A 24,987-nucleotide genomic window follows, 5' to 3' on the forward strand; every position below is an offset into this window, starting at 1 on the left:
TCCTTAAATTTGTGCTTCCCGAATTCAAAAAATAAAAAATTATATAATGGCAGAAAAATCCAAAATCGTCTATACTTTGACAGACGAAGCGCCAATGTTGGCAACCCATTCTTTCTTACCGATTGTTGAAGCTTTTACCAAAACCGCAGCGATTGAAATTTCGCCTAAAGACATTTCACTTTCGGGAAGAATCTTAGCCAATTTCCCGGAATTTCTGAAAGAGGACCAAAAAACGGAAGACGCTTTGGCCGAACTTGGAAAATTAGCCACCACTCCTGAAGCAAATATCATCAAATTACCTAATATTTCAGCCTCCGCACCACAGCTGGATGCAGCAATTGCTGAACTGCAGAAACACGGTTTCGCTGTTCCGAATTATCCTGCTGAACCGAAAAATGCAGAGGAAGAAGCCATCAAGGCAAAATACGCAAAAGTTTTGGGAAGTGCCGTAAATCCGGTACTCCGTGAAGGAAACTCTGACAGAAGAGCACCAAAAGCCGTAAAAAATTACGCGAAAGCAAACCCTCACAAAATGGGTATCTGGAGCCCGGATTCAAAAACAAAAGTAGCTCACATGAGCAGCAGCGACTTCTACGGAACGGAAAAATCAGTCACTGTAGAAAACGATTCTCAGTTTAAAATAGAGCTTTTTGGAAATGACGGTTCGGTGAAAGAACTGAAAGGTCTTTCTCCTTTAAAAGCAGGAGAAATTATAGATACTTCTGTGATGAGCCTTTCAGCACTGAAAAGTTTTACTGCAGATGCTATTGCTGAAGCTAAATCTGCAAACGTTCTTCTTTCAGCCCATTTGAAAGCGACAATGATGAAAATTTCTGATCCTGTTATCTTCGGAGCAATTGTTCAGGTTTTCTTTAAAGACGTTTTTGAAAAATATGCCGGTTTATTCGATGAATTAGATATTAATCCAAATAACGGTCTTCAGGATTTATTCGACAAAATCTCAGGCAATGAGAAAGAAGCAGAAATTAAAGCCGATATCGAAAAAGCTTTGGAAAACGGACCAGCCGTTGCCATGGTAAATTCAGATAAAGGAATTACCAATTTCCATGTGCCTTCGGATGTGATTGTAGATGCTTCTATGGCAGCTTTAATCAGAGGCGGCGGTAAGATGTGGAACAAAGCGGGACAGGAAGAAGATACCATCGCGATGATTCCGGACAGAAGTTACGCAGGCTTTTACCAGGCTGCTATTGATGACATGATCAAAAACGGAACGCTCGACCCGCGTACAATGGGATCTGTCCCGAACGTCGGTTTAATGGCCCAAAAAGCTGAAGAATATGGTTCCCACGATAAAACATTCCAGATCGCCGCGGACGGAAAAGTAAAAGTTTCAGATGCTGAAGGAAATGTTTTCATGGAACAGGACGTTCAGAAAGGAGATATTTTCAGAATGTGTCAGGTTAAAGACGCGCCAATCCAGGATTGGGTGAAATTAGCGGTGAACAGAGCGAGACTTTCTGACACTCCGGCTATTTTCTGGCTTGATGATCAAAGAGCGCACGACCGCGAAATGATCAAGAAAGTAGAAAAATACCTTAAAGATTACGATACTAACGGACTTGATATTCAGATTCTGAGTGTAAAAGATGCGATGACTTTAACTTTAGAAAGAATAAGAAAAGGATTAGATACGATTTCAGTTTCAGGAAACGTTTTGAGAGATTATTTAACCGATCTTTTCCCGATTTTAGAACTTGGAACTTCGGCAAAAATGCTGTCCATTGTTCCACTGATGAACGGAGGCGGACTTTTCGAAACCGGCGCGGGAGGTTCTGCACCAAAACATATCGAACAGTTTATTGAAGAAGGATATTTAAGATGGGATTCTTTAGGAGAATTCATGGCTCTGCAGGCGAGTCTGGAACATTTGGCTCAAACCCAAAACAATGCAAAAGCACAGGTTTTAGCTGATGCTCTGGATGTAGCTAACGAGAAATTCTTAGCAGAAGACAAATCTCCGGCAAGAAAAGTAGGATCTATCGATAACAGAGGTTCGCACTTTTACCTGGCCATGTATTGGGCTGAAGCCTTGGCTAATCAGACTAAAGATGCCGACATTGCTGATACCTTCAAACCTGTTGCAAAAGCAATGTTTGAAAACGAAGCAAAAATTAATGAAGAATTAATCGGTGCACAGGGAAAACCTCAGGATATTGGCGGTTATTATCAGCCAAATTCAGGTAAAACTGATGCTGCAATGCGACCTTCAGAAACGCTGAACGGAATTATTAATTCTATTTAATATTTAAGTTTTTTAATTTTCAAATAAGAAACTTATATTCATAAAAACTTCCCGGAAATCTTCGGGAAGTTTTTTTTTGCTTTGAACTCTTAACTATTTCAACAGTTTTAACAAAATATTTCAAATTCATTAACCTATCAAATTCGTATTTTTACAGAATGGAAAACAAAAATTTTTCAGTCCTTCAAAAGTTAAACAGCGATTTTGAAAAGGTGTTCAGTGACGCTTTTTATCATATTTTCCTGTTCGATGGTGAAGGAAAAATTCAGGTCGATTTTGTAGAATATGAGTTCAAGGGCAAAACCGTTTTCTTTACTTCACCTTTTCAGAATATCCAGATTCTTAGCAAAAACACGATTGACATCCAAATGCTGAGTTTCCACGGCGATTTTTACTGCATTGAATTTCATAAAAAAGAAGTGGCCTGCAACGGTTTGCTGTTCAACAATATTTATCTTTTCCCGCATTTTTCTTTAGCTGAAAGTACTTATGACGAAATCGCGGAATATTTTAGAAAGATCAAAAGCATCAATCTTTCAGAAGATTTCTCAGTCGCAGTTTTACGTTCTTACCTGCAATTGATTCTGGCGATCAGCAGTAAGGTAAAAAGTAAATTTCTTCCTGAAAAAGGACTGATAGAGAAAGATTTTACGGGACTAAAAGATTTTCAGAATCTTGTGGAGCAGCACTTTCTTGAGGAAAAAAGTCCGGCTTTTTATGCTGATTTACTTCACATTTCGCCCAATACTTTAAGCAAGAAAATTAAAACCGAATTCTCGAAAACACCTTCGCAAATCATTCAGGAAAGGGTGATTCTGGAAGCCAAGAAACAGATTCATCTGACGAGGAAAACGATGAAAGAAATCGCTGCAGAACTCCATTTTGAAGACGAGTATTATTTCAGCAAATATTTTAAAAAGCACACCGGAATTTCCCCGACCCAGTTCCGTGAAGAGGCCGGAATTTCAATTGTGGCAGATCTGTACAAGCAATAGCCGGAAATTTCCATTTCACCAACTTTCTTTCTGACTTAAATTTGCCTGTAAATCAAATATTTATGTTAGAATTTTTAGCGAACTCACAAAGGAAGTTCATTCACCTTCTCAGAATCAGTATTTTTATTGTAATGGCCTGGATCGGCGGTTTAAAAGCTTTCCAGTATGAAGCGGACGGAATTATTCCTTTTGTGGCAAATTCGCCCTTTATGAGTTTTTTATTAAAGCATGACGTTTCGGATGCCGACAACTATAAACTTCACAAAAACAAAGAAGGAGAAGTGGTTCCCGAAAACATCAAATGGCATGAATCGAACGGAACTTATGTGTTTTCTTACGGTTTGGGAACCGTGATCTTCACCATTGGAATGCTGGTATTGCTTGGAATTTGGTTTCCCAAAATTGGCCTTGCCGGAGGAATTCTAACGTTCGGAATGTCTATCGTCACTTTAAGTTTTCTGGTCACAACACCCGAAACGTGGGTACCTAATCTCGGCGGACCTGATTTCGGATTTCCATTTCTTTCTGCTGCCGGAAGACTCGTTGTAAAAGATGTTATCATGCTTGCAGGCGGTTTGGTTATCGCTTCAGACTCAGCCAAACGGCTTCTTACGCTTAAAAATAAATAGTTTTCATAGTTTGTGTTTTTTATGTTTAAAGAAACTTCCCAAAGTGAATCACTTTGGGAAGTTTTGATTTTTCTGTATAAAAATGTTATTACATCATTTTAAGGTTGTTCACCTCTAACTCGGTAAGGATTCTCCAGTGTCCGCGTTTGATGTTTTTCTTTGTTAAACCTGCAAACATAACCCGGTCCAGAGCTTCCACTTCATAACCCAATCTCTGGAAAATTCTGCGCACTACCCTGTTCCATCCGATATGGATTTCAATACCAACTTCATTTTTAGGTTTTCCTTCGATGTAGGAGATGCTGTCCACCTCTGCAACACCTTCTTCAAGACGGATTCCTTCAGCGATAGCGTTTAGATCTGCCCTGTCAAGTTTTCTATCTAAAGTTACATGATATATTTTCTTCATGTTGAAAGATGGATGCGTAAGTTTTTTTGTCATGTGACCGTCATTGGTCAACAAAATAACACCTGTTGTGGAACGGTCCAATCTTCCTACAGGGAAAACTCTGTACGGAGAAGCGTTTGCCACCAGATCCATTACGGTTTTTCTTGCTTTTTCATCTTTTGTTGTGGAGATATACCCTTTAGGTTTATTTAAAAGAACGTAAACCGGTTTTTCCGGGGTAATTCCCTGACCGTCGAAGATTACTCTGTCGGTTTTCTGCACCTGATACCCCATTTCGGTCACCACTTTTCCGTTTACTTCTACCAAACCCTGAGTAATCAGTTCGTCCGCTTCTCTTCGGGAACAGATTCCGGAATTGGCGATATATTTATTCAAACGGATGGTTTCTTTCGGAACTTCTTTGGACAGCTTTTCCAATCTTCTTTTCTGAACATAAGAACGTGTCTTTTCACCGTCATCCTGCGGTCTTTCATAATTTTTGAAAAGCTTTGTAGGACGCGAACTACCGCCACCTTTCACAAACTTAGCGCTTTTATCAAAGGATTTTCCGGTTCTTTTTCCTGCAGGTTTTCTTGAAGCGGGTCTGTCGAAAGTTTTCTCGTAAGATTTCGCTTCAGACTGTGACATTAATCTTGGCTCTCTTGGTGCTTTCGGTTCTTTGGGAGCTTTTTTCTCGGAATTTTCAGGTTTTGGAGCGCGTGCACGGGAAGGAGCAGGTCTTGAACTTCCGGAGTTGGAAATTTTTGAAATTCGTACTTTTTTAGGTTTGTCGTTGCTGTTTCTGTCTCGGCTCATTGTCTGAAAAATTTTTGCAAAGATAAAACTAATTCGCTGATATATCGACAATTCTTTTCAAACCGCCATTTTTCGAACTTAATTATGTATTTTATCGGTGAGGAAAAGTTTCGTGATTTATTAAAATCTTTTAATAATTCCGTCGAGTAGCATCGCCAATATTCCTATAAAAACCCAGACCCTTAAAATATTCAGAACGAAAAAATTCGATTTTTTCAGAGTGCTTAGAATTAAATAGACGGAAAGTATGATCACAAATAATCCGCCAGCAAAATAGAGATTCAGGATGCTGTGAATTCCGGTTTTATTTACGATCAGCATTGAAACAATCAGTAAAAGTATAGAGAGAAAAACGATAACAAATTTAGAAATAGCAGTTCCGAAAAAATTCGGGATCGTGACGTAACCGAAAATTTTATCAGCGTTTTTGGTCAGGAAATCTTTGGTAATATCAATGATTAAAAGGATCACAAACAGGAAAACAGCCATCAGAAAAAGACGCACCGAAAAAGTACGGTAATAAACCATCATCCCAAAAAAGGGATACAGCGTTAAACTGACAAAAGTTAAATTATTTAAAATGAGAATCTTACTCAGTTTATGACTGTAAAACCACATGGAAAACTGATAAGTGAGAAAAAAAACAAAAACCCGCGGAGAGATCAGAAAAGCAATTCCCAAGGAGATTAAGTTTAACGTAAGATACGCGTAAAGAAAATATTTCTGTTTTAAGAAACTCTGGAGTTTTGTGCGGAAAGGCTTTGTAAGCTGATCTTTTTCGCGGTCGTAAAACTGATTGATAATTCCGCCGGCAAAAATGCTTAAAACCGTACAGAAAATAATGCCGTGTACTTTAAAATCGAAAACAAAATTTCTTAAACTTTCTTCCTGATTAAACAGAAAAAACGTAGAAACATACAATGCAAATGTGAGCAGTAATCCAACGAAGACGCGCGCTCCCAAAAGGAAACCGACAAACTGCGAAATTCTGTAAAGGATGGGATTGTTCATAAATTAAGCCGAACTAAAACAGTTTAAATTTCCCGACTTAATTTTTAGAATCTGTAAATGACTTCTTTGTGAAAGCCTTCAAGCATTTTTTCTGCTTTTTCGTAATCTTTCGTGAAGCCTAAAATATAACCTCCGCCACCGCTGCCACAGAGTTTAAGATAATACGCATTGGTATCCAGTCCGTTTTTCCATGCATTGTAGATGCTTTCCGGAATCATCGGTTTGAAATGTTCGTAAGCCCAAACGGAAAGACTTTTAAGATTTCTGAAAAAAGGATTCATTTCTTTTTTCAGGAAGGCGTCGATACAGGCGTTGTTGTAACGGATAAATTCCTCTTTAAGCGTTTTGCGGAAACCTTCAGTCTTCATTTTCTCAAAGAAAATCTGAACCATAGGTCCGGTTTCGCCTGTCATTCCGGAATCAATTAAAAAAATCGCGCCTTTTCCTTCCTCACTTTTAGGGATCGAAACCCGGTCAACGTTCTCTTTATTTTCAATGAGAATCGGAAGATTCATGTAGCAGATCAAAGGATCTATGCCTGAACTTTTCCCATGAAAATAACTTTCCAACAAGCCGAAAACCTTTTTGAGGTCCTTCAGTTCGTTTCTAGCAATATTTTCCGGAGTATATTTTTTAAGCGAGTATTTTTCGAAAATCGCAGCCACGAGAGCTCCTGAACTTCCTACTCCATAACCCTGAGGAATGTTAGAATCAAAGAAAAGTCCTCTTTTGATGTCTTTCTGAAAATCAGCAATATTGATTTTAAAATTTTCCGGCAATTCCAAATCCATTAAATAAGCTGAATATTTTTGAAGCGAAAGATTGGATTTCTTTTCGAAATCGCTCTCCAGATCAGAAAACTTCAGCGTTCCCTTGTAAAAACTGTAAGGCAAGGTAAGACCCTGTGAATCTTCAATAATGCCGTATTCACCGAACAGAAGGATTTTTGCGTAAAATAATGGATTGGTCATAGTTTAATTTAATCCGTTGATTTTCAGTTGCAAAGTTATTAAATATTTAACGGACTTACAACCTTTAAGTATTAACAAAATTTAAGCCAGTTTATTTTGAATTTTTTAATAGCTTTTTATGCCTTTTCTTTTCCCATTTTTACTTTCAAAAACCTGATCAATACCAATCCCAGGAAGAAAAACAGCGACATTGACAGTGCTGCAAAACGCATATTATGGTATTTCTCTATCATTGTTGCAAAAATAAAAGTTCCTAAAATAATTGCCAGTTTTTCCAAAACATCATAAAAACTGAAGAATGTGGTATTATCCATGGAATCTTCCGGTAAAAGTTTGGAATAAGTGGAACGCGACATCGCCTGTAAACCGCCCATTACCAAACCGATAATCCCTGCTATTCCGTAAAACTGATATTCCACATTCGGGTTTTCCTTGTTGAGATAATATGCGGAAAGACAAGCTACAATCCAAAGCGAAATTGCGATCGAAATCACATTTTTATTTCCGATTTTCCTGGACAGCCACGAGAAAAATAATGCCCCAATAATCGCTTCGATCTGAATCAGCAAAAGGGTTAAAATCAATTTGTCCTGCTGAAGATTGATTTCACTTTTTCCAAACAGCGTTGCCATTAAGAAAATCGTCTGCATTCCGACACTGTAAAAGAAAAAACTCGAAAGAAAGAACTTCAGATTACGGTCTGCAAAAAGGGTTCTTCCCACTTTGAAAAGTTCGTGGAAACTTTCTTTGGCTATATCGCGGTAAAAGTTAAAATTATCTTTAAAAACCACCCAAAATCCGCCTTGATCCTCATGTTTTTTAAAAATATTTTTATAGTTCAGCAAAACCAGGTCTTTCGGTAGCTGCTCTTTTACGTTCCCGAACTGAGGCAAATGTTTGAAGGTATACTGAGAAAACCCAAACCACCACGCACCTGTGAGTAAGAAAGAAATTCTGGTATATAATTTAGCTTCCTCGGGAGTCTGCGCGAATACCTGAATCAGCACAAGACAAATGACCACCAATACTACAGAACCTATATAACCATAAACGTAACCTTTGGCTGAAAGTGCGTCCTGTTTGTCGCGTGTGGCAATATCGGGTAGAAAGGAGTTATAGAAAACCAAACTGCCCCAAAAACCCACACTCGCTGTAATGCTGAAAAGAAGTCCCAGAAAAACATTCTGCATGCCTGTAAACATCGCTAACCCCATACATGAAGTAGCTCCCAGATAGCAGAAAAACTGAAGAAACGATTTTTTATTACCGATCGTATCCGCCAAAGATGACAGAATCGGCGAAAGCAGAACGACAATTAAGAAAGAAATCGTAAGTGAATAACCGTAAATCGCATCGGGCTGATATTCTTTTCCAAAAATGGTGATCATGTGTCTCACAGGCACTTTGATCCATTGCCCGGTTTCCTCTACATACTCGCTTTTTTCGGAAGCTGTCGTCAGAATAGAATAGTAAATCGGAAAAATAGTGGAAGTTATAACAAGGGAATATACTGAGTTTGCCCAATCATACAAAGCCCATGCTTTCATGATTTTCGGGTTGTTCTTGATGTTTGGAGTCTGTAAATTTTCGTTTTCAGGCATTTGAAAAATGTAATTAGTGGAACAAAAATAAAAAAACCATTAAGAATCTGATGAAAAAATTCATTAATAATTCTTAATGGCTGATTTAAAAGTTATTTGGTTTTAAACATTCTCGATCACAATCGCGCTTGCTCCGCCTCCACCGTTACAGATTGCAGCAGCGCCGTACTTTCCGTTGTTCTGTTTAAGGATGTTGATCAGACTGACAATAATCCTAGAACCTGAACTTCCAAGCGGATGACCAAGGGCGACTGCACCTCCGTTAACATTCACTTTTCCTGCATCAAGGCCCAAAATTTTATTGTTCGCTAAACCCACCACCGAAAAAGCTTCATTGAACTCGAAAAAATCAATATCTGAAATTTCAAGACCTGCTTTTTTTAAAGCGATTGGCAATGCTTTGGAAGGAGCTGTCGTAAACCATTCCGGTTCCTGTGCCGCATCGGCGTAAGAAACGATTTTTGATAAAGGTTTCAGGCCCAGTTCTTCCATTTTTTCTTTAGACATTAAGACCAAAGCTGAAGCGCCGTCGTTCAAGGTGGATGCATTTGCTGCCGTTACTGTTCCGTTTTCTTTCTGGAAAACAGTTGGTAAAGTACCTATTCTGTCAAAGTTTACCGATTTATATTCTTCATCTTCCGAAAAAATTATTGGGTCACCTTTTCTCTGCGGAATTTCTACCGAAACAATTTCTTCATTGAATTTACCTTCGCTCCAGGCTTTCGCAGAACGTTTGTAAGACTCAATGGCAAAGTTATCCTGATCTTCTCTTGTTATTTCATATTTCGCAGCACATTTTTCTGCGCAAACTCCCATGTGAACTTTATTGTAAACGTCGGTTAATCCGTCAACCAGCATTCCGTCCAACATTTTAACGTCACCTAATTTTGTAGCGTTTCTGGCGTTAAAATAATGCGGAACAGAAGACATATTTTCCATTCCGCCGGCAACGATGATATCCTGATCGCCAGATTTTATTGACTGGGCTGCCATCATCACAGCTTTCATTCCGGAAGCACAAACCTTATTGATGGTTGTAGACGGAGTTTCATTTGATAAACCTGCCCCCAATGCTGCCTGACGTGCCGGAGCCTGGCCTTCACCTGCCTGCAAAACATTTCCCATATAAACTTCCTGAACCAAATTCGGATCAAGACCTATTTTGTCTAAAGCACCTTTGATGGCTGTTGAACCTAATTTTGTAGCCGGAACCGTGGACAGACTTCCCATAAAGCTTCCCATAGGAGTTCGCGCTGCGGATACGATGAATACTTCTTGCATGTTATGTTTTTAATATTTTTAATACTGCAAATTACAAAAAAAAACACAGTTTCGGGGAACTGTGTTTTCATTTATTATAAAAGGAATTTTTAATGTTTCAAATCGGCAACATCTTCCGGATTATGCTTGTGTTTAAACATTATCGCAAACAATACCGCAACAACTAATGCATAAACCGAAAAAACAAGCCATATCTCATGCCACATCTTGTCTCCGTTTGCATGCGTAAAATATTTCTGAATCATCCAGCCACTTGCCAAACTTCCCATGATAGCGCCGAAACCATTGGTCATCATCATAAATAAGCCCTGAGCAGAGGAACGGATTTTATAATCTGTAGTGGTCTCAACGAAAAGGGAGCCAGAAATATTAAAGAAATCAAAAGCCATCCCGTACACGATGCATGAAAGAATGATCATTCCTAAACCAAGACCAACCGGAACTCCGTAGGCAAATAATCCGAAACGCAATACCCAGGCGAACATGGAGATGAGCATCACATTCTTAATACCGTATTTTTTCAAAAAGAACGGAATTGCAAGAATGAAAAGTGTTTCCGAGATCTGCGAAATCGACATGATCAGCGTTGACCTTTTTACGACAAAACTCTCAGCGTATTCGGGAATTTTACCAAAATCTGAAAGATAAGTATCACCATACATATTGGTTAACTGTAAAGCCGCACCAAGGAAAAGTGAAAACAGAAAGAAAAGAGCCATTTTATAATCCTTCAAAAGGGAGAAGGCATTGAGACCCAATTTCTCGGATAAGGTTGCATCTTTTGAAATTAAATTCTGAGGCGGGCATTTTGGTAATGTAAAGGCATAAATCCCTAATATGATGGCAAAAACTGCTGCAATATAAAACTGGTTTCCGGAATCCTTATTTCCTGAAAGATTGGTGATCCACATGGCTGCAATAAAGCCAATTGTTCCCCAAACCCTGATAGGCGGAAATACTTTAACTACGTCAAAATTATTGTTTTTCAGGATGTAATATGCAATGGAATTCGAAAGCGAAATGGTAGGCATATAAAACATCATCGCTATGAGCATTACCCAGAAGAAGTTTTCAGGTGTTGTAATTTGAGGAAGAAAAAAGAGTGTAATCCCGTAAAGAATATGGAGGATCCCATAAAGCCTTTCTGCATTAATCCACCTGTCTGCAATAATTCCTGTGAGAGCAGGCATGATGATGGAAGCAATTCCTAACGTGGCAAAAACTTTTCCAAATTCTTCACCGCCCCATTGTTTTGTGCCGAACCAGTAAACACCGATGGTAATCAGCCATGCGCCCCAAACAAAAAACTGCAGGAAGCTTACAATGGTAAGTCGTAATTTCAAATTCATAATTTATTTATAATAATTTTTTATTCTATTTTTTTATTTCGTCTTTTGATTTCCTGTTGCAGCTCCATCGCGGCATCGAAGTCTTCATCTTTTACGGCATCTTCCAGTAATTTCTGTAAATCTTCCAAAGTCAAAGAAGCCAAATCTCCTTCTGACGCAGCTTCGAAACTTTCCTCAGCGGTCGCAGGCTCATCAAGTTCAAGAAGGATTCCTGCTTCACTCAGGACCTGAGAAGTGGTATAAATGGGCGCATCAAAACGTACTGCCATTGCCACAGCATCCGAGGTGCGGGCATCCAGAATAAGTTCTTCGCCGTTTGAATTATTTTTGAAATTGATATTTGAAAAAAACACGCCGTCAATGATCTGATAAATGATAACGGATGTAAGGGTGAAGTTTGCAGAAACCACAAATTTTGAAAATAAATCGTGGGTTAACGGTCTGGGCGGATGTATGTCCTTCTCCAAACCTAAAGAAATTGACTGCGCTTCGAAATTTCCTATTACTACGGGTAATTTTACGTTGGTTTCCTCGTGTTCCAAAAGGAGTGCATAAGCTCCGGATTGTGTTTGGCTGTACGAAATTCCGCGTATGATTAATCTTTTGTAATCCATAGCTACAAATATAATTGATTTTTTAGATTCAACATTTTATTTTTAATTATAAATTGAAAATATTTCTCTAAAAACGACAATTATCATCTATGTTTGCGGAATTCGATGGGTATTGATATTAATGTGAAACTGGCAGCCTTTTTCGGAGCTGCTTTTTTTTAATTCGGCATTCAGATAACGGATCCGGGAATCGACATTGCTTAAGCCAATTCCGTGGTAACTTTTGCCCAGTTCAAAACCTTTTCCGTTATCTTTAATCATAATACTGATGCAAGGCGCATGGTGTACAATATCAACTTCTGCCTGCGTCGCTTCAGCATGGTTTACCACATTATTTATCAGTTCCTGTACGATTCTGTAAATATGGGTTTCGGCAGTTTTGCTGAGTTCGATGCTGTCCCCTGAAAATTCGAACTTGATTTTTATTCCATAAAGGTTTTCAACCTTTAAACACATATTTTTCAGCGCGGTAATGAGGCCGAAATTAGTAATGGAAGAAGGAGAAAGATTATGGGAAATTTCTCTGATCTGGAGGCTCGATTTATCAATAATTTCGGTTAACTCCTTTAAAATTCCAACATTTTCGGGGTTTCGGTTCTTCAGATTTAAATACGCGAGGTTGAATTTTATTGCAGATAAATCTCCCGCAATACCGTCGTGAAGTTCTTCAGCTATTCTTTTTCTTTCTTTCTCTTCGCCTTCCAGCAAACCGTGCAGTTTGCCGATCTGCTGTCTGTGTTTATGCTTGATCACCTGATGTTCTATTCTATTCTTTTCATCGTTAATGAGCTTTATTTTATAGGCTAAACCAAGACTGAAAAAAATGGTTTCAATAATATTTCCGATAAAGAAGAATATAATCGGGTTCTTCATATGCAGTGACGGAACAAAACTTCCTACTAATGCAACCAGCGCACATCCCACGAAAGCGAAAACCCCTGTGAGAAAAAAATATTTGTGCTTACCTGAATGCGTGATGGTTTTTACCACAGACAGAACAAAAACCAAAAGCATTAACGGTACAAAAATATAAAGATACAGCGACACAAAAAGATCTGAATTTTTCAGGATATAACTCAAAACTGCGAAAACCAAAAACAGCACAGAAATAAATTTGAGAAACAACATCACCCGGCCGAAGTATTTCTTTGTACGCCTGTCCAAATCAAGAAAATAAAGTGCAAAAATGGTATAGAAAGTATAGAAAACGATCTGTATTAAGAAATTCACAATCTGTGTGAAAACAATAGCGTTGGCGTGCCCTAAAAACCGCATCATGAAGCCTTCAAAACTGTCATAAATACCGTCGCTTCGGCTCAGTACATAAATAATGAGGAAAATATTGTACAGCGCGTAATATTTGAAACTGTTGGCTCTCAGGTAGATAAAAATCACACTGCTTATAATAATAAAGAGCAGCTGAAATGAGATTGCCATGTTCCAGACGAACATTTCCATCACTAAAATTTTAATTCACATTTGGTTTATACTAAATTAGTCTTTTTTTCGATTGATTCGGTTATTATTTTAATTTCCCTAAAAATGACTTAAAAAATAAAAAGCCGGAATTAAAAATTCCGGCCTTTCAGTTTATTGTAAAAAGATATTAAACTATCCTTTCAGTGCTTTGATTTTCTGAGTCAGTTCAGGTATAATCTGGAAAGCATCTCCAACTACGCCATAATCGGCAGATTTGAAGAACGGTGCTTCAGGATCACTGTTGATGACCACAATTGTTTTGGAGGAATTTACTCCCGCCAAATGCTGTATCGCTCCGGAAATCCCCACTGCGATATACAGATTCGGAGAAATTGCTTTTCCGGTCTGTCCAACGTGTTCTGAGTGCGGCCTCCAGCCAATATCTGAAACCGGTTTTGAACAGGCTGTTGCCGCGCCCAAAAGACCGGCAAGATCTTCGATCATTCCCCAGTTTTCAGGAGCTTTCATTCCACGGCCTGCGGAAACTACAATTTCCGCTTCCTTAAGATCCAGTTTTCCTGAGCTCTGCTCATGAGAAATCACTTTGGTATCCTCATTGGCAACCGACAGGTTTTTCACCTCTTCAGTTCCTGCGACCGGATTTTCTTTCACCCCGAAAGCATTTTGAGAAACCGTTATAATTACTCCCTGCGCATCAGCTTTTGCATGCATAAATCCTTTTCCGGAAAACGCTCTTCTTTTCACCTGGAAAGGAGAAATACTTTCCGGAGCTTCCAATACATTGGTAATTAATGAATAATTGTTCATAATCGCCAGCATTGGAGCAATAGAGGAAGCATCCGTGGTGTGAGGAAAAACAATAATATTTCCGTTTGCCACTTCATTTACCGCCTGTGCATAGGCTTTTGCACTGAAGTTTTTCAGACCGTCATCTTTAATACTGATTACATTGTCTGCGCCATATTTATACAAAAGATCTGAAGAGTCTGAAGGGTTTACGGTAATAGCACTCACCTTTTCCCCCATTTTCTCAGCAACTGCTTTTGCATAAGAAACGGCTTCAAAAGCTGCTTTTTTATAAATTCCGTTTATATTTTCTGCGTATACGAATACTGCCATTTTTTGAAATTTTAAATGTTGAATTTTAAATTAAATCACTTTTGCTTCTTCATGTAGTAATCTTACCAACTCGTCAAGATTATCAGCAGCAACCATTTTCACAGCCGCTCTCGCCGGCACAGAATCATAAGAAACTCCTTCTACTCTTACCTCAGAAGACACCGCTTCCTGTATGTGCAGAGGTTTTGTTCTTGCGGACATAATTCCTCTCATATTCGGAATGATTAAATCTTTTTCATCCACCATTCCTTTCTGTCCCGCAATCACTGCCGGAAGTTTTACAGAAATTGTTTCCTTACCGCCTTCGATTTCACGTACTGCAGTCGCCTCAGAACCGTTAACATCCAAGCCTACACACGCATTTACAAAAGGCTGGTTCAGCAGCTGAGCTACCATTCCCGGAACCGCTCCGCCGTTGTAATCAATCGATTCTTTTCCGCAAAGGATTAAATCGTATCCTCCGGTTTGAGCGATGTTTGCGATTTCTTTTGCAACAGAAAAACTGTCTTTAGGTTCAGCATTTACTCTTACTGCATCATTTGCTCCGATTGCCAAAGCTTTTCTGATCACAGCTTCAGTGGCAACATCTCCAACATTCACCACTGTTACTGTAGCTCCCTGAGATTCCTGTAGTTTAATTGCCTTTGTTAAAGCAAACTCATCCAACGGATTGATTACCCACTGGATTCCGTTCTTGTCGAAAGCGGATTTGTCCGCCGTAAAATTAATTTTTGAAGTAGTATCCGGAACACTACTGATACAAACTAATATTTTCATGTTTAATTTATTTTTATAATTACATTCACATTCACCCTTTGGTTTGATGTGATAAAATTTGCTGTTTTAATTTTTGCTAAGATAAAAAATTAAATATTATGCATGCATAGTATTATTCAGATTTTATATTTTATACATAATTTAACTGTTTGGTTTCGACGGTCTAAGCTCTACTTTGCTCGGAAGCGTCCGTGGATTCATTTTAAAAAGGTCGATGACCAATTCTCCGATATCTTCCGGCTGAATTTTCCAGGCGTCTTTTTCTGACGGTTCATTTCCATCGAAATTGGTGGAAACTGAGCCCGGCATAATGGTGGAAACTTTAATATTGTATTTCCTTAAGTCGATCATTGCGGCCTGGGTAAAGCCTACTACCCCAAATTTTGAAGCATTATAACCCGAACCGTTTTCAAAGAAATTCGTTCCGGCCAAACTTGAAATGCTGATAAAATATCCTTCAGATTTTTTCAGTTCCTTAACCGACGCTTTTAAAGTATGGAAAACCCCGCTAAGATTGGTGTCGATCATATCATTCCACTCCTCCAGTTCAAGTTCATCTACCGGTTTGAAAACGCCTAATCCTGCATTGGCAATGACATAATCTAACCTTCCGAATTTTTTTATTATTTCTGAAACAGCATTTTTTTCATCATCAAAATTCTTAACATCAGAAGCAATTCCGAAAACCTTTGTGTCATCTTCCGATAAAATTCTTGCTGCTTCTTCCGCATCTTCCTGTTTTCTTCCTGAAACCGCAACTCTGATTCCGTTTTTCAGTAAAACCTGTGCAACTCCAAAACCAATACCTTTGGTTCCGCCTGTAATATAAGCTACTTTTAAATCATTCATCACTATTTATTTTGCGTATAAAGATAAAAAAAAACGCCCTATTTGAGCGTTTTTTTTAGAATTTTAGCAGTTTAGAATTATTTTTTAATTACCTTTTTTGAATAGAAGCCACCGCTTGTTTTAAGTCCTAATATATAAGATCCTGCCGGAAAATCTTTCATATTAATCTTTCCACCAATAATATCTGAAGATTTTCTGACTCCTGAAGTGTCATAGATGTACACATTCAGAATCCTTTCTTTGGCTTTGACATATATATAATCTTCAACGGGATTGGGGTATATTTCTATTTGCAAATTTTGAAAAGTTTCATCAGTTTTCAGTAGCGACTCATTGGCGACTGCCCTAACAACCACATTATCAAATATATGAGCAGGATTTGATGCTGCGCTCGTCACCCAATACACAATGTATAAATCCTGATATAATGGATTTGAACCCCATGAAATGGTTTTGTAAAATCCGGGACCTTTAAACGTACAGGCATTGGTTCCTATTTTACAGGCAAAGCCTAAGCGGACCCACGAATCTGCCGGAAGAAAAACTTCATTATTTCCAGCGCCTATAGGATTCTCCCCTGTAGGTACACCCCAATATCTCGCTGCTGCAAATATTCTTTTCGAGCCAATCTCCATTTGAAGACCTATCCTGGAATCATAATAATCATCAATAAGCATTACTCCGCCTTTGGAAGTATTGTCGCTGGGGGAACCTGTGTAATAATCATATTCAATCTGAATAAAATCATTTCCTGGATTTCTATTTGGCGTCAGTTTTTCCTTACTTATTTCTGCCTCAAATCCTTTAAGACTCAAAGCTTTTCCATTTAATGAATTAATAATTTCATAATTAAAATCGTCTTCTCCACCAGCGGAAAGATAATTTACGTAGCTTCCCTGACCGACAATTGGTCCAGTATTTAAAGTATCGAAATTCTCCTGATATATAATCTGAGAATTTAAATTTACTGAGAAGATTACTGCAAAAAAATAAAGTAATTTCATGACTTTTATTTTTAATTACAGAACAAAATTACATTACTTCCGTATTAAATTCACAAGTCAAAAAACCCAAAATCTATACTGTTAACTATTGATTTTATTAATAGTTGCAAGATGCTATTTCAAAAAAAATTCCGCTCACTAGCGGAATTTATATTTTATTAAAACTATTTCGAATAATTCTCAAAGAAAAGCGGAATACTTTCAATTCCTTTATAGAAATTAAATAATCCGTAATGTTCATTCGGCGAGTGTATTGCATCAGAATCAAGACCGAATCCCATCAGTACAGATTTCGCTCCCAAAACCTGCTCAAACATCGCTGTGATCGGAATACTTCCCCCACTTCTGTACGGAAGAACTTCTTTTCCGAAAGCGGTTTCCATGGCTTTCTTTGCAGCGCGGAATTCTTTAGTATCGCTCGGCAGAACGTAAGGCATTCCACCATGATGAGGATTTACTTTCACTTTTACGTTTGTCGGAGCAATTTTCTCGAAATATTTCGTGAATTTCTCTGTGATTTCATCCGGAGTCTGATAAGGCACCAAACGCATTGAAATTTTTGCGAATGCTTTTGAAGGAATCACTGTTTTAGCGCCTTCACCTGTATAACCGCCCCAAATTCCGTTGCAGTCTAAAGTCGGACGGATAGACGTTCGTTCCAATGTAGTATATCCTTTTTCACCTTCAACTCCATTCAGACCGATCGATTTTTTGAAACCTTCGGGATCGTCTTTCAGCTTGTTCATTTCTGCTCTTTCTTCGTCAGAAACCACATCTACATTATCATAAAAACCGTCGATGGTGATATGTCCGTCTTCGTCAATTAAGTTGGCAATCATGCGTGAAAGCACATGAATCGGGTTCGGAACCGCACCACCGTAAAGCCCGGAATGCAGATCTCGGTTAGGACCTTCCACTTCCACTTCTACATAACTCAACCCCCTTAAACCGGTAGTAACAGTAGGCTGTTCGTTGGAATAAATGTGTGTATCAGAAATCAGGATTACATCGCAGGAAAGCTTTTCTTTATTTTCATTCACGAAAGCTTCAAGCCTTTTTGAGCCTACTTCTTCCTCTCCTTCAATAATAAATTTCACGTTACACGGCAGAGTGTTTGTTTTCATCATCGCTTCAAAAGCTTTCAGATGCATGAAAAACTGACCTTTGTCATCAGCTGAACCTCTGGCAAAAATAGCGCCCTCGGGATGAATTTCGGTCTTTTCAATATACGGTTCGAAAGGCGGTTTGGTCCACAGTTCCAAAGGATCCGGCGGCTGTACATCGTAATGCCCGTACACCAAAACAGTCGGCAAATTCTTATCTGTTATTTTCTCTCCGTAAACAATGGGATAGCCTTTTGTTTCACATACTTCCACCTGATCAGCTCCTGCATCTTTCAGGAATTTTGCCACTGCATCTGCACACTTCAAAACTTCATCTTTATAGGCTGGATCAGCGGAAATCGACGCAATCTTCAGGAGTTCAAAAAGTTCATCAACAAAACGCTGTTTGTTTTCCTGAATGTAATTTAACGTTTCTTGCATTTTATTTTTTATTAAAAATTATTAAAAATCGAATCTTGTAAAAATAAAAAAAATGTCCTGCAGAAGCAAGACATTTTAGCAGTTTATATTCAACTTGATTTTTTATTTTCCAGAATTTGCAGCAGCAGGTTTTGCTTCCACTTTCGCAGTGTCAGTTTTCACAGCCGTTTCTTTTGCTCCTGCCAATTTAACAGAATCGTTTTCCGCAACCGTAGTTTCGTGAGTTGCAGCAAGCATTCCATCACCATGAATCACATCATCGCTGTATCTTTCTGCACCTTCTTCCATTTTAAGAACTCCTTTATTTGAACCGGCCTGAATTTTTTTACAGCTGATTACCAAACTTGCAAGCGCAACACCTAAAATAATTTTTTTCATAAGTAAAATCTATTGTTTTTTACAGGTCATATGCAATCGCTGAATTTCCACAGTTTTTAGCTTTTATATATTGTGGCGATTTCATATAAATTTTTGATTGCCCAAAAGTAAGAAATATTACGATTTGCCACAAAGAATTTGAATCATTTCTAAACAGATTTCAAAATAATTTTTCCCTTTTTGGTTTGGGTAAAAATCAAATACTCTTTTCCGCCATCAGAAATTTTATATTTCTTCTTGATTTCTTCCGGCGACAAAGGATGGTTTTTTGAAATGATATTGAACTTTTCTCCTTTATTGATCTGTTTCGCTTCAACAGTTTCAATTTCCAGAACTCTTCCGGGAAATGATTCCAAACGTTCATCAGAAGTATAAAAATGAGAATTCGGATGAAGTTTTTTTACATTGAAATTTTCGGAAACCAAATTAAAACCTCCCGATTTCAGAACGGCATTATTTGGAATATAAAGAAATTTCAAAGGCTCCGAAAATTCCGAGACGGCCGCTTTTTCTTCTTTAAAATTAAAGTTAAATTCCGAGTCTCCACTTTCAAGATTAACGCAGGAAATTTCAACACCTTCAGTTTTTGCTGTTGAACTAATGAAGACCAAAAGCTCTTTCACCTCATTTTTAACCGCAATGATTTGAATTTTGGAAATATCATCCAACACCGAAATCAGGTAAGAAATATCAATTAGCGGCGAAAGTTTAATCATAATCCGGTCTGAAATTTCACTTAATTTATTTTGAATTTCAAGCAGGTTTGGAGAAAGATCTTCAAGTAGGAATTTTTTGTTTTTTTGACTGTCACGCCTCGCAGGATCGAGATAAACCAAGTCGAATCTCTCTGTGTTTTCTTCTAAAAATGTCTCTAAATTCGAATTTATAAAATATGCATTTCTTCCCAAAACTTCCCAGTTGTGTTTTACAATCTCCAAAAGCTCCGTATTCTGTTCCACTAAAGTAACTTCTTCAAAATTCTGAGACAGAAAATAAGCGTCAATCCCAAAACCGGAAGTAAGATCAACAAACTTTCTGCCTTTTAAATACCGGGCTTTAAATTCAGCTGTAGATTGCGAAGAAGCCTGCTCCAAATTAAGATTCGGCGGAAAAACGACATTCTCCTTATTTAAGAAAGGAAACTTTTTCTGCGCGACTTTCTTCCCTTTGATCTGCTGAACAATTTCAGCCATTGTAAACTCAGGAAAAGGCGGTTTCTTTAATAACAAAGAATGCAAATCGGTATTTAGATTTGCATTGATATAGTTCTGGATGTCTTTATTGAGAATTTCTTTCAAAGTCACAATTTTATTCGAACATTTCCGCAAGTCTCACAGCTTTAATCACTGATGAATCATACATTTCTTCGACAGATTTGGTCTTCTCCAGTTTGGGATAAAGATTCACACCGATTAATTTCAGCTTTCCTTCTTCTGTCCATTTCTGTTCTTCAACAGCGTGACCGTAGATTTGGTTCTGTATTAAACCGCTTTTCAGCAATGCTGAATATCCTCCGGCTTCCTCAGTTTCAAGAAATAATTTCCAGGATTTTTCACAAAACTGCTGCGTAATATTTTCAATATAATAACTTCCGTTTCCCGCATCGTCAAACACATTGATGATGCTTTCATACGCCAGAACAATCTGCTGTTTGAAAGATATTTCCTCCGAAAGTGTATCGGAATCTTCGATTCGGAAATCATTGCTGAAAACCGCATCGGCACCGCCAATCATGGCTGCGGAAAGTTCTAATGCGGAACGGATTAAATTATTTTCCGGATCTTTTGTCGATTTGTTTCTCAAAGACGTTTCGGCAAAAATGTATGGAATATCGTTCATTCGATATTCTTTCGAAAGCTGATTGAATAACAGTTTAAAAGCTCTGATTTTAGCGATTTCAAAGAAATAATTTGCGCCGACAGCGAATTTAAAAATTAATTTTTTCAGAATTTCTGCACCAAAAAGTTCGGTTAAATCTTTGGTTTTTGCCAACGCAATTCCCAGTTGTTGATAAATTGCAGCACCGGCATTCTGATGAAGTGAGACATCAACACAGATATTTCGGTCGAAATTTTTTGCTAAAAGTTCTTTCCCGAGCTGTTCATTTATAATTCCGTTTTTATCCTCAGAAAAAATATCGATCAAACTGAAATACCGGTTGCTTTCCTCCACCGAAATATGTTCAGCCAAATCTTTATTATTGATAAAAAGGATTTTCTCTTCTAAATTTTCTACATTTTCATTCAGCAAAAATGCAAAAACATTCTCTTCCAAATTTTCCTGATATTGCGCCACCAAATGGGTTGATTCTTCAACTTTCGGCAGATTTTTTAAAGACTTGGGAACAGCGTCATAATAAGGCTTCACTTCTATCCCTTCCAGATTCTCTTTGGACAGAATTTCGTAAATATCTTCTGTTTTCAGTTGTTTCTGAACCAAATTCTCCCACTCTTTGACTGATACTTTTGCAAACATTTCTTATTGTGCTTTTTTCAGATTTGTACTGTCTACAACTAGGATAAAGATTTCTTCGTTCGGTTTTTTCATGAAATAGTTTTCCCTCGCGAATTTCTCTTTCTCAGATTTGTTGTTCATCAGTTTTTTGTAAAAATCATCATTTTTCCGGTATTCTTCCTTATAATAAGCAAGCTGCTGCTCGTACTTTTTTATTTCGCCGTTCAGTTCATTTACAACCAGAAAAGAGGTATTATCAAAAAATACCATCCAAACCAAAAACAGAAAAACCGTAATAAAATATTTGTTCAGCACATATTTCTGAAAAAATTTAAACGCCGGGGTTTTAGGTTTAATGTCTTTAATTAAATCTTTCATTTCCATGTGATTATAATTTTTAAAGATAAACGGAATTCCTGAATTATATGCAATTAATGCGTTTTTTTCAGCGTATTGTTAATCACCGTAGAAAGAAAATCAATTGCAACGGTATTTTGCTTCATGTTCGGAACGATAAGGTCGGCTTCGTTTTTTGAAGGTTCTATAAATTCCTGATGCATCGGTTTCAAAGTGGTTTGGTAACGGTGCAGAACTTCCTGCAGATCGCGGCCTCTTTCCTGTGTATCGCGACGGATTCTTCTGATTAATCTTTCGTCGGAATCAGCATGCACAAATACCTTTAAATCATATTCCTTTAAAAGTTCGGAATTGGTTAAAACCAGAATTCCTTCAACGATTAAAACATTTTTAGGTTCAATTAAAACATGGTCACCGGTTCGGGAATGCGTAACGAATGAATAAAGCGGCTGCTCGATATTTTCTCCGTTTTTCAGAGCCTTTACGTGCTTAATCAGCAAATCAAAATCGATGGATTTCGGGTGATCATAATTCAAAACCTCCCTCTCGGAAAGAGTAAGCTGCTGATTATCATGATAATAATTATCCTGCGAGAGAACATTAACGCCTTCGGCATTAAGTTGTTGAAGAATTTTGTTTACAACAGTAGTTTTTCCAGAGCCTGTGCCGCCTGCAATTCCGATAACGAGCATAAATTTTTGTTTGTGCAAAGATAGAGTTTTGCGCGAATCCTCAGAAAATTTCGGCAGGGAATTTCAGTGTTAAATTTTAAAAATCAACCTTTTTTCTCGATCCCAAGTACAAAATAAATTACTGCACTCACCCGTGCTAAAAATTCCCGCGACTGATTTCTGTAATAACTCTGGTTACTCAGAACGTCCTGAGCATCGAAGCCTAAAGCATTCATATCGTTATTACGTGCATAAAAAAGTGCTCGCAAATTATGGAAACCCTGGGAAACGATAATGACGTTATTTTGGTGATAAACATTTTTGCAGTTGCTGATGCTCGTCTGAGTTTTAAAGCCTTTGGGATCTTCTGTGATAATATTTTCCGGAACACCTTCCTGATAAACAAGATAGTTTTTCATCGCCGAAGGTTCATCATATCCTTTACTTTTTTCCCCGCTTACAATGATTTTCTTAATTTTTCCGTGGTGATAAAGCAATGCCGTAGCTTCCATTCTTTTGGTAAAATACGGATTGGAAATTCCCGATTTCATTCTCGGCGAAGTTCCCAGAACAAGCGCGGTTTCCCGAGGCGGAATTTTAGAGATACGGGTAAATGTACGGCCGTTGGTTAACGCAACAACCCAAACATTTGCCAAAATCATCAGCAAAACAGCAATTTCAACCGAGGTGAAAAATGATTTTAATATGTCTAAAATTCTTTTCAGCAATTGGTGTTGAATTTAAATCAAATCAAAATTAACTTTTATTTTTTTACTCAAAACTACCGACATACAGGCGAGGATTTTCCCCGATTTTTCTTCTTTTTCTGTTAAATATTCATTTTCCAGAAGTTCCACTTCGCCTTCCTCCAGGATACATTCACAGCTGCCGCAGATCCCCGATTTACAGGAATAAGGAACAGGAAAACCCTGAATTAAAAGCTGCTGTAAAAGTTTTATTCTGTTATCATTCAGCTGTGTTGAATAATTTTTGCTGAACAGCTTAAAGTCTACTTCGATATCTTCCACCAAAGGAAAGTCTTTTTCCTGAGGATAAATATCTTCATTATACTCTTCGAAAAGCTCAAAATGAATATTTTTCTTTCTAATTCCGTTGTTATAACAGGCATTTGCAAGGGATTTTATCATGTCCCCTTTTCCGCAGATCAGCACTTCATCCACGGCGTCCCAAATCGTACTTTCTTCATCCGTATCGTCCAGATGCAGAATCTGGTTGATGATTAACTTCAGTTTTCTTTCATCCAGTCTGCCGTGAAACAGATTATCTGTAGTAGGTTCCTGCGAAAAGAAATAAAAGATCTGCAGCCTTTCACTATATTTCTTGGCCAATGCATCGAGTTCGTTTTTAAAAGCAATTTCTTCTGTTTTCCGGTTGCCGTAGAACAGGAAAAGCCTTGTCCGCGGTTCTGTATGAAGAATATTTTTAAAATGGCTAATCAGAGGTGTAATTCCTATTCCGCCTGCAAAACCAATGATGGTACGGAATTCATGCGGTTTCGAAATTAAGGTAAAACGGCCTTTCGGTTCCGAAACTTCAACTTCATCGCCTACTTCAAAGCCATCATATAGATCTTTGGTGGAACTTTCCTCGTTATTGATCTTAATTCCCAGAGCAATTTTCCCTTCAAATGGCGCGGAAGTCATGGAAAAATCATTCTGAAAAACTTCTCCTTTGGAAAGGTATTTTACAGTAACATACTGCCCTGCCTGAAACTTATAATTCCCTTTCAGCAATTCGGGAATTTCGAATTCCAAAGCGAAGGTGTTTTTGGTCAGTTGTTGCTTTTTCGCTAATTTTAGCAGGTGAAATTCGGCTTGTCTTGCCTTGGGTAAAAGATTTTCCATATCAAATATGATTCAAAAATAATAAAAATAAAATGAAAAAATTAGTTTTAAGTATCATGGTTTTAGCAGCGGTTTCCGCCTGTACGAAAGAAGCCAAAATCTCAGAAAACGAGGACAGCACGCAGACTGATTCCGTTACTGTTCCTGAGTCCAACGAAGTTTCGGAAGCGGTGATTCCGTTTAAACAGATTGAACTCAATACTGATCAGACTTCAAAAATTCTCGCAAAGCAAAACAGCGATACCTTATACGTCACTAATTTTTTCGCTACCTGGTGCGGCCCGTGCATGAGAGAAATCCCTCATTTTAAAGAAAAAATGGCAGAGCTGAATACTCAGCCGGTAAAATTCACTTTTGTGAATCTGGATCCGAAAGAAGATTGGGGAACGAAAGTAAAAGACTTTGCTGAAAAGAATAACCTGTCCAAAAACATCGTGCTCGTAGATGGCGAAAAACTGACGCCAGAATTTTTCCATGCGAATTTCAAGCAGTGGGACGGCGGCTCTATTCCGTTTACTTTGATTAGAAAAGGTGACAAAACCGATGAAACGGTGGGAATGATGAGCAAAGAAATGTTGAGCGAAAAGATTAATTCATTTAAATAAGAT

Annotated in this window: 24 protein-coding genes; 4 read left to right on the top strand and 20 right to left on the bottom strand. The window is 38.0% G+C overall.

Annotated elements, in window-relative coordinates:
* Window positions 1–46: 46 nt before the first annotated feature.
* The 3 genes from KSK37_RS05015 (at window position 47) to rclC (ending at window position 3,890) form a co-directional block, all read left to right on the top strand.
* On the top strand, window positions 47–2,266 hold the full coding sequence (locus KSK37_RS05015) for an NADP-dependent isocitrate dehydrogenase (RefSeq protein ID WP_217199799.1): 2,220 nt from the start codon (window positions 47–49) through the stop codon (window positions 2,264–2,266).
* A gap of 158 nt (window positions 2,267–2,424) precedes the next feature.
* The gene (locus KSK37_RS05020) at window positions 2,425–3,261 is read left to right on the top strand and encodes a helix-turn-helix domain-containing protein (RefSeq protein ID WP_217199801.1); all 837 of its coding nucleotides are present in this window, start codon (window positions 2,425–2,427) and stop codon (window positions 3,259–3,261) included.
* A 62-nt stretch (window positions 3,262–3,323) separates the two neighbouring features.
* Window positions 3,324–3,890, top strand: coding sequence for a reactive chlorine resistance membrane protein RclC (rclC, locus tag KSK37_RS05025; protein WP_217199803.1), 567 nt, complete (start codon window positions 3,324–3,326; stop codon window positions 3,888–3,890).
* An 88-nt stretch (window positions 3,891–3,978) separates the two neighbouring features.
* On the opposite strand, the gene KSK37_RS05030 is transcribed toward rclC, so the two are convergent.
* From KSK37_RS05030 to KSK37_RS05125, 20 genes are all read right to left on the bottom strand, one after another.
* Entirely contained in the window at window positions 3,979–5,094 is a 1,116-nt protein-coding gene (locus KSK37_RS05030; RefSeq protein WP_217199804.1) for a pseudouridine synthase, read from the bottom strand.
* Window positions 5,095–5,214: 120 nt separating this feature from the next.
* Entirely contained in the window at window positions 5,215–6,105 is an 891-nt protein-coding gene (locus KSK37_RS05035) for a UbiA family prenyltransferase (protein ID WP_088360055.1), read from the bottom strand.
* A gap of 44 nt (window positions 6,106–6,149) precedes the next feature.
* Window positions 6,150–7,076, bottom strand: coding sequence for a mevalonate kinase family protein (locus tag KSK37_RS05040; RefSeq protein WP_088360056.1), 927 nt, complete (start codon window positions 7,074–7,076; stop codon window positions 6,150–6,152).
* A gap of 116 nt (window positions 7,077–7,192) precedes the next feature.
* Window positions 7,193–8,677: an MFS transporter gene (locus tag KSK37_RS05045; RefSeq protein WP_088360057.1), complete on the bottom strand. Its 1,485-nt coding sequence runs from the start codon at window positions 8,675–8,677 to the stop codon at window positions 7,193–7,195.
* A gap of 102 nt (window positions 8,678–8,779) precedes the next feature.
* Window positions 8,780–9,958 carry an acetyl-CoA C-acyltransferase gene (locus tag KSK37_RS05050; RefSeq protein ID WP_217199806.1) on the bottom strand — a complete coding sequence of 393 codons (1,179 nt, stop codon included), beginning with the start codon at window positions 9,956–9,958 and terminating at the stop codon, window positions 8,780–8,782.
* An 89-nt stretch (window positions 9,959–10,047) separates the two neighbouring features.
* On the bottom strand, window positions 10,048–11,307 hold the full coding sequence (locus tag KSK37_RS05055) for a nucleoside permease (protein WP_088360059.1): 1,260 nt from the start codon (window positions 11,305–11,307) through the stop codon (window positions 10,048–10,050).
* A 20-nt stretch (window positions 11,308–11,327) separates the two neighbouring features.
* Window positions 11,328–11,921, bottom strand: coding sequence for a bifunctional nuclease family protein (locus tag KSK37_RS05060; RefSeq protein WP_217199808.1), 594 nt, complete (start codon window positions 11,919–11,921; stop codon window positions 11,328–11,330).
* A gap of 87 nt (window positions 11,922–12,008) precedes the next feature.
* Window positions 12,009–13,379: a sensor histidine kinase gene (locus tag KSK37_RS05065; protein ID WP_088360061.1), complete on the bottom strand. Its 1,371-nt coding sequence runs from the start codon at window positions 13,377–13,379 to the stop codon at window positions 12,009–12,011.
* Window positions 13,380–13,532: 153 nt separating this feature from the next.
* On the bottom strand, window positions 13,533–14,480 hold the full coding sequence (locus tag KSK37_RS05070) for an electron transfer flavoprotein subunit alpha/FixB family protein (protein WP_088360062.1): 948 nt from the start codon (window positions 14,478–14,480) through the stop codon (window positions 13,533–13,535).
* A gap of 30 nt (window positions 14,481–14,510) precedes the next feature.
* Complete coding sequence (locus tag KSK37_RS05075) at window positions 14,511–15,257, bottom strand: electron transfer flavoprotein subunit beta/FixA family protein (protein WP_217199810.1); 747 nt, start codon at window positions 15,255–15,257, stop codon at window positions 14,511–14,513.
* 141 nt (window positions 15,258–15,398) lie between these two features.
* Complete coding sequence (locus KSK37_RS05080) at window positions 15,399–16,106, bottom strand: SDR family oxidoreductase (protein WP_217199812.1); 708 nt, start codon at window positions 16,104–16,106, stop codon at window positions 15,399–15,401.
* Between the two features lie 77 nt (window positions 16,107–16,183).
* Window positions 16,184–17,110 (bottom strand): T9SS type A sorting domain-containing protein, encoded by a 927-nt coding sequence (locus KSK37_RS05085; RefSeq protein ID WP_217199814.1) that lies wholly within the window; start codon window positions 17,108–17,110, stop codon window positions 16,184–16,186.
* 164 nt (window positions 17,111–17,274) lie between these two features.
* The gene (locus KSK37_RS05090; protein WP_217199817.1) at window positions 17,275–18,654 is read right to left on the bottom strand and encodes a dipeptidase; all 1,380 of its coding nucleotides are present in this window, start codon (window positions 18,652–18,654) and stop codon (window positions 17,275–17,277) included.
* Between the two features lie 102 nt (window positions 18,655–18,756).
* Entirely contained in the window at window positions 18,757–19,032 is a 276-nt protein-coding gene (locus KSK37_RS05095) for a hypothetical protein (RefSeq protein ID WP_217199819.1), read from the bottom strand.
* Between the two features lie 149 nt (window positions 19,033–19,181).
* On the bottom strand, window positions 19,182–20,336 hold the full coding sequence (locus KSK37_RS05100; protein WP_425513999.1) for a class I SAM-dependent methyltransferase: 1,155 nt from the start codon (window positions 20,334–20,336) through the stop codon (window positions 19,182–19,184).
* Window positions 20,337–20,340: 4 nt separating this feature from the next.
* Window positions 20,341–21,507, bottom strand: coding sequence for a methylmalonyl-CoA mutase family protein (locus tag KSK37_RS05105; RefSeq protein ID WP_217199823.1), 1,167 nt, complete (start codon window positions 21,505–21,507; stop codon window positions 20,341–20,343).
* A gap of 3 nt (window positions 21,508–21,510) precedes the next feature.
* On the bottom strand, window positions 21,511–21,864 hold the full coding sequence (locus KSK37_RS05110; RefSeq protein WP_088360222.1) for an FtsB family cell division protein: 354 nt from the start codon (window positions 21,862–21,864) through the stop codon (window positions 21,511–21,513).
* A gap of 53 nt (window positions 21,865–21,917) precedes the next feature.
* Window positions 21,918–22,535, bottom strand: coding sequence for a uridine kinase (udk, locus tag KSK37_RS05115; RefSeq protein WP_088360069.1), 618 nt, complete (start codon window positions 22,533–22,535; stop codon window positions 21,918–21,920).
* Between the two features lie 83 nt (window positions 22,536–22,618).
* Window positions 22,619–23,176 carry a SanA/YdcF family protein gene (locus KSK37_RS05120; protein WP_088360223.1) on the bottom strand — a complete coding sequence of 186 codons (558 nt, stop codon included), beginning with the start codon at window positions 23,174–23,176 and terminating at the stop codon, window positions 22,619–22,621.
* Between the two features lie 78 nt (window positions 23,177–23,254).
* Window positions 23,255–24,379, bottom strand: a complete 1,125-nt coding sequence (locus KSK37_RS05125; protein WP_217199824.1) for a 2Fe-2S iron-sulfur cluster-binding protein — start codon at window positions 24,377–24,379, stop codon at window positions 23,255–23,257.
* Between the two features lie 32 nt (window positions 24,380–24,411).
* Between KSK37_RS05125 and KSK37_RS05130 the strand changes: the two genes are divergently transcribed.
* Entirely contained in the window at window positions 24,412–24,984 is a 573-nt protein-coding gene (locus tag KSK37_RS05130) for a TlpA family protein disulfide reductase (RefSeq protein WP_088360071.1), read from the top strand.
* The last annotated feature ends 3 nt before the right edge of the window (window positions 24,985–24,987 follow it).

Origin of the sequence: Kaistella soli, from assembly GCF_019038595.1 — a bacterium.
GTDB lineage: Bacteria > Bacteroidota > Bacteroidia > Flavobacteriales > Weeksellaceae > Kaistella > Kaistella soli.

What these genes read in the sequence shown, in the direction of transcription:
- KSK37_RS05125 (WP_217199824.1), bottom strand. Translation starts at nt 24,379, where the DNA reads ATGGAAAATCTTTTACCCAAGGCAAGACAAGCCGAATTTCACCTGCTA.
- KSK37_RS05065 (WP_088360061.1), bottom strand. Translation starts at nt 13,379, where the DNA reads ATGGAAATGTTCGTCTGGAACATGGCAATCTCATTTCAGCTGCTCTTT.
- KSK37_RS05080 (WP_217199812.1), bottom strand. Translation starts at nt 16,106, where the DNA reads ATGAATGATTTAAAAGTAGCTTATATTACAGGCGGAACCAAAGGTATT.
- KSK37_RS05095 (WP_217199819.1), bottom strand. Translation starts at nt 19,032, where the DNA reads ATGAAAAAAATTATTTTAGGTGTTGCGCTTGCAAGTTTGGTAATCAGC.
- KSK37_RS05085 (WP_217199814.1), bottom strand. Translation starts at nt 17,110, where the DNA reads ATGAAATTACTTTATTTTTTTGCAGTAATCTTCTCAGTAAATTTAAAT.
- KSK37_RS05050 (WP_217199806.1), bottom strand. Translation starts at nt 9,958, where the DNA reads ATGCAAGAAGTATTCATCGTATCCGCAGCGCGAACTCCTATGGGAAGC.
- KSK37_RS05020 (WP_217199801.1), top strand. Translation starts at nt 2,425, where the DNA reads ATGGAAAACAAAAATTTTTCAGTCCTTCAAAAGTTAAACAGCGATTTT.
- KSK37_RS05130 (WP_088360071.1), top strand. Translation starts at nt 24,412, where the DNA reads ATGAAAAAATTAGTTTTAAGTATCATGGTTTTAGCAGCGGTTTCCGCC.
- KSK37_RS05070 (WP_088360062.1), bottom strand. Translation starts at nt 14,480, where the DNA reads ATGGCAGTATTCGTATACGCAGAAAATATAAACGGAATTTATAAAAAA.
- KSK37_RS05045 (WP_088360057.1), bottom strand. Translation starts at nt 8,677, where the DNA reads ATGCCTGAAAACGAAAATTTACAGACTCCAAACATCAAGAACAACCCG.
- KSK37_RS05105 (WP_217199823.1), bottom strand. Translation starts at nt 21,507, where the DNA reads ATGTTTGCAAAAGTATCAGTCAAAGAGTGGGAGAATTTGGTTCAGAAA.
- KSK37_RS05075 (WP_217199810.1), bottom strand. Translation starts at nt 15,257, where the DNA reads ATGAAAATATTAGTTTGTATCAGTAGTGTTCCGGATACTACTTCAAAA.
- udk (WP_088360069.1), bottom strand. Translation starts at nt 22,535, where the DNA reads ATGCTCGTTATCGGAATTGCAGGCGGCACAGGCTCTGGAAAAACTACT.
- KSK37_RS05035 (WP_088360055.1), bottom strand. Translation starts at nt 6,105, where the DNA reads ATGAACAATCCCATCCTTTACAGAATTTCGCAGTTTGTCGGTTTCCTT.
- KSK37_RS05030 (WP_217199804.1), bottom strand. Translation starts at nt 5,094, where the DNA reads ATGAGCCGAGACAGAAACAGCAACGACAAACCTAAAAAAGTACGAATT.
- KSK37_RS05110 (WP_088360222.1), bottom strand. Translation starts at nt 21,864, where the DNA reads ATGAAAGATTTAATTAAAGACATTAAACCTAAAACCCCGGCGTTTAAA.
- KSK37_RS05055 (WP_088360059.1), bottom strand. Translation starts at nt 11,307, where the DNA reads ATGAATTTGAAATTACGACTTACCATTGTAAGCTTCCTGCAGTTTTTT.
- KSK37_RS05060 (WP_217199808.1), bottom strand. Translation starts at nt 11,921, where the DNA reads ATGGATTACAAAAGATTAATCATACGCGGAATTTCGTACAGCCAAACA.
- KSK37_RS05015 (WP_217199799.1), top strand. Translation starts at nt 47, where the DNA reads ATGGCAGAAAAATCCAAAATCGTCTATACTTTGACAGACGAAGCGCCA.
- rclC (WP_217199803.1), top strand. Translation starts at nt 3,324, where the DNA reads ATGTTAGAATTTTTAGCGAACTCACAAAGGAAGTTCATTCACCTTCTC.
- KSK37_RS05040 (WP_088360056.1), bottom strand. Translation starts at nt 7,076, where the DNA reads ATGACCAATCCATTATTTTACGCAAAAATCCTTCTGTTCGGTGAATAC.
- KSK37_RS05120 (WP_088360223.1), bottom strand. Translation starts at nt 23,176, where the DNA reads ATGATTTTGGCAAATGTTTGGGTTGTTGCGTTAACCAACGGCCGTACA.
- KSK37_RS05090 (WP_217199817.1), bottom strand. Translation starts at nt 18,654, where the DNA reads ATGCAAGAAACGTTAAATTACATTCAGGAAAACAAACAGCGTTTTGTT.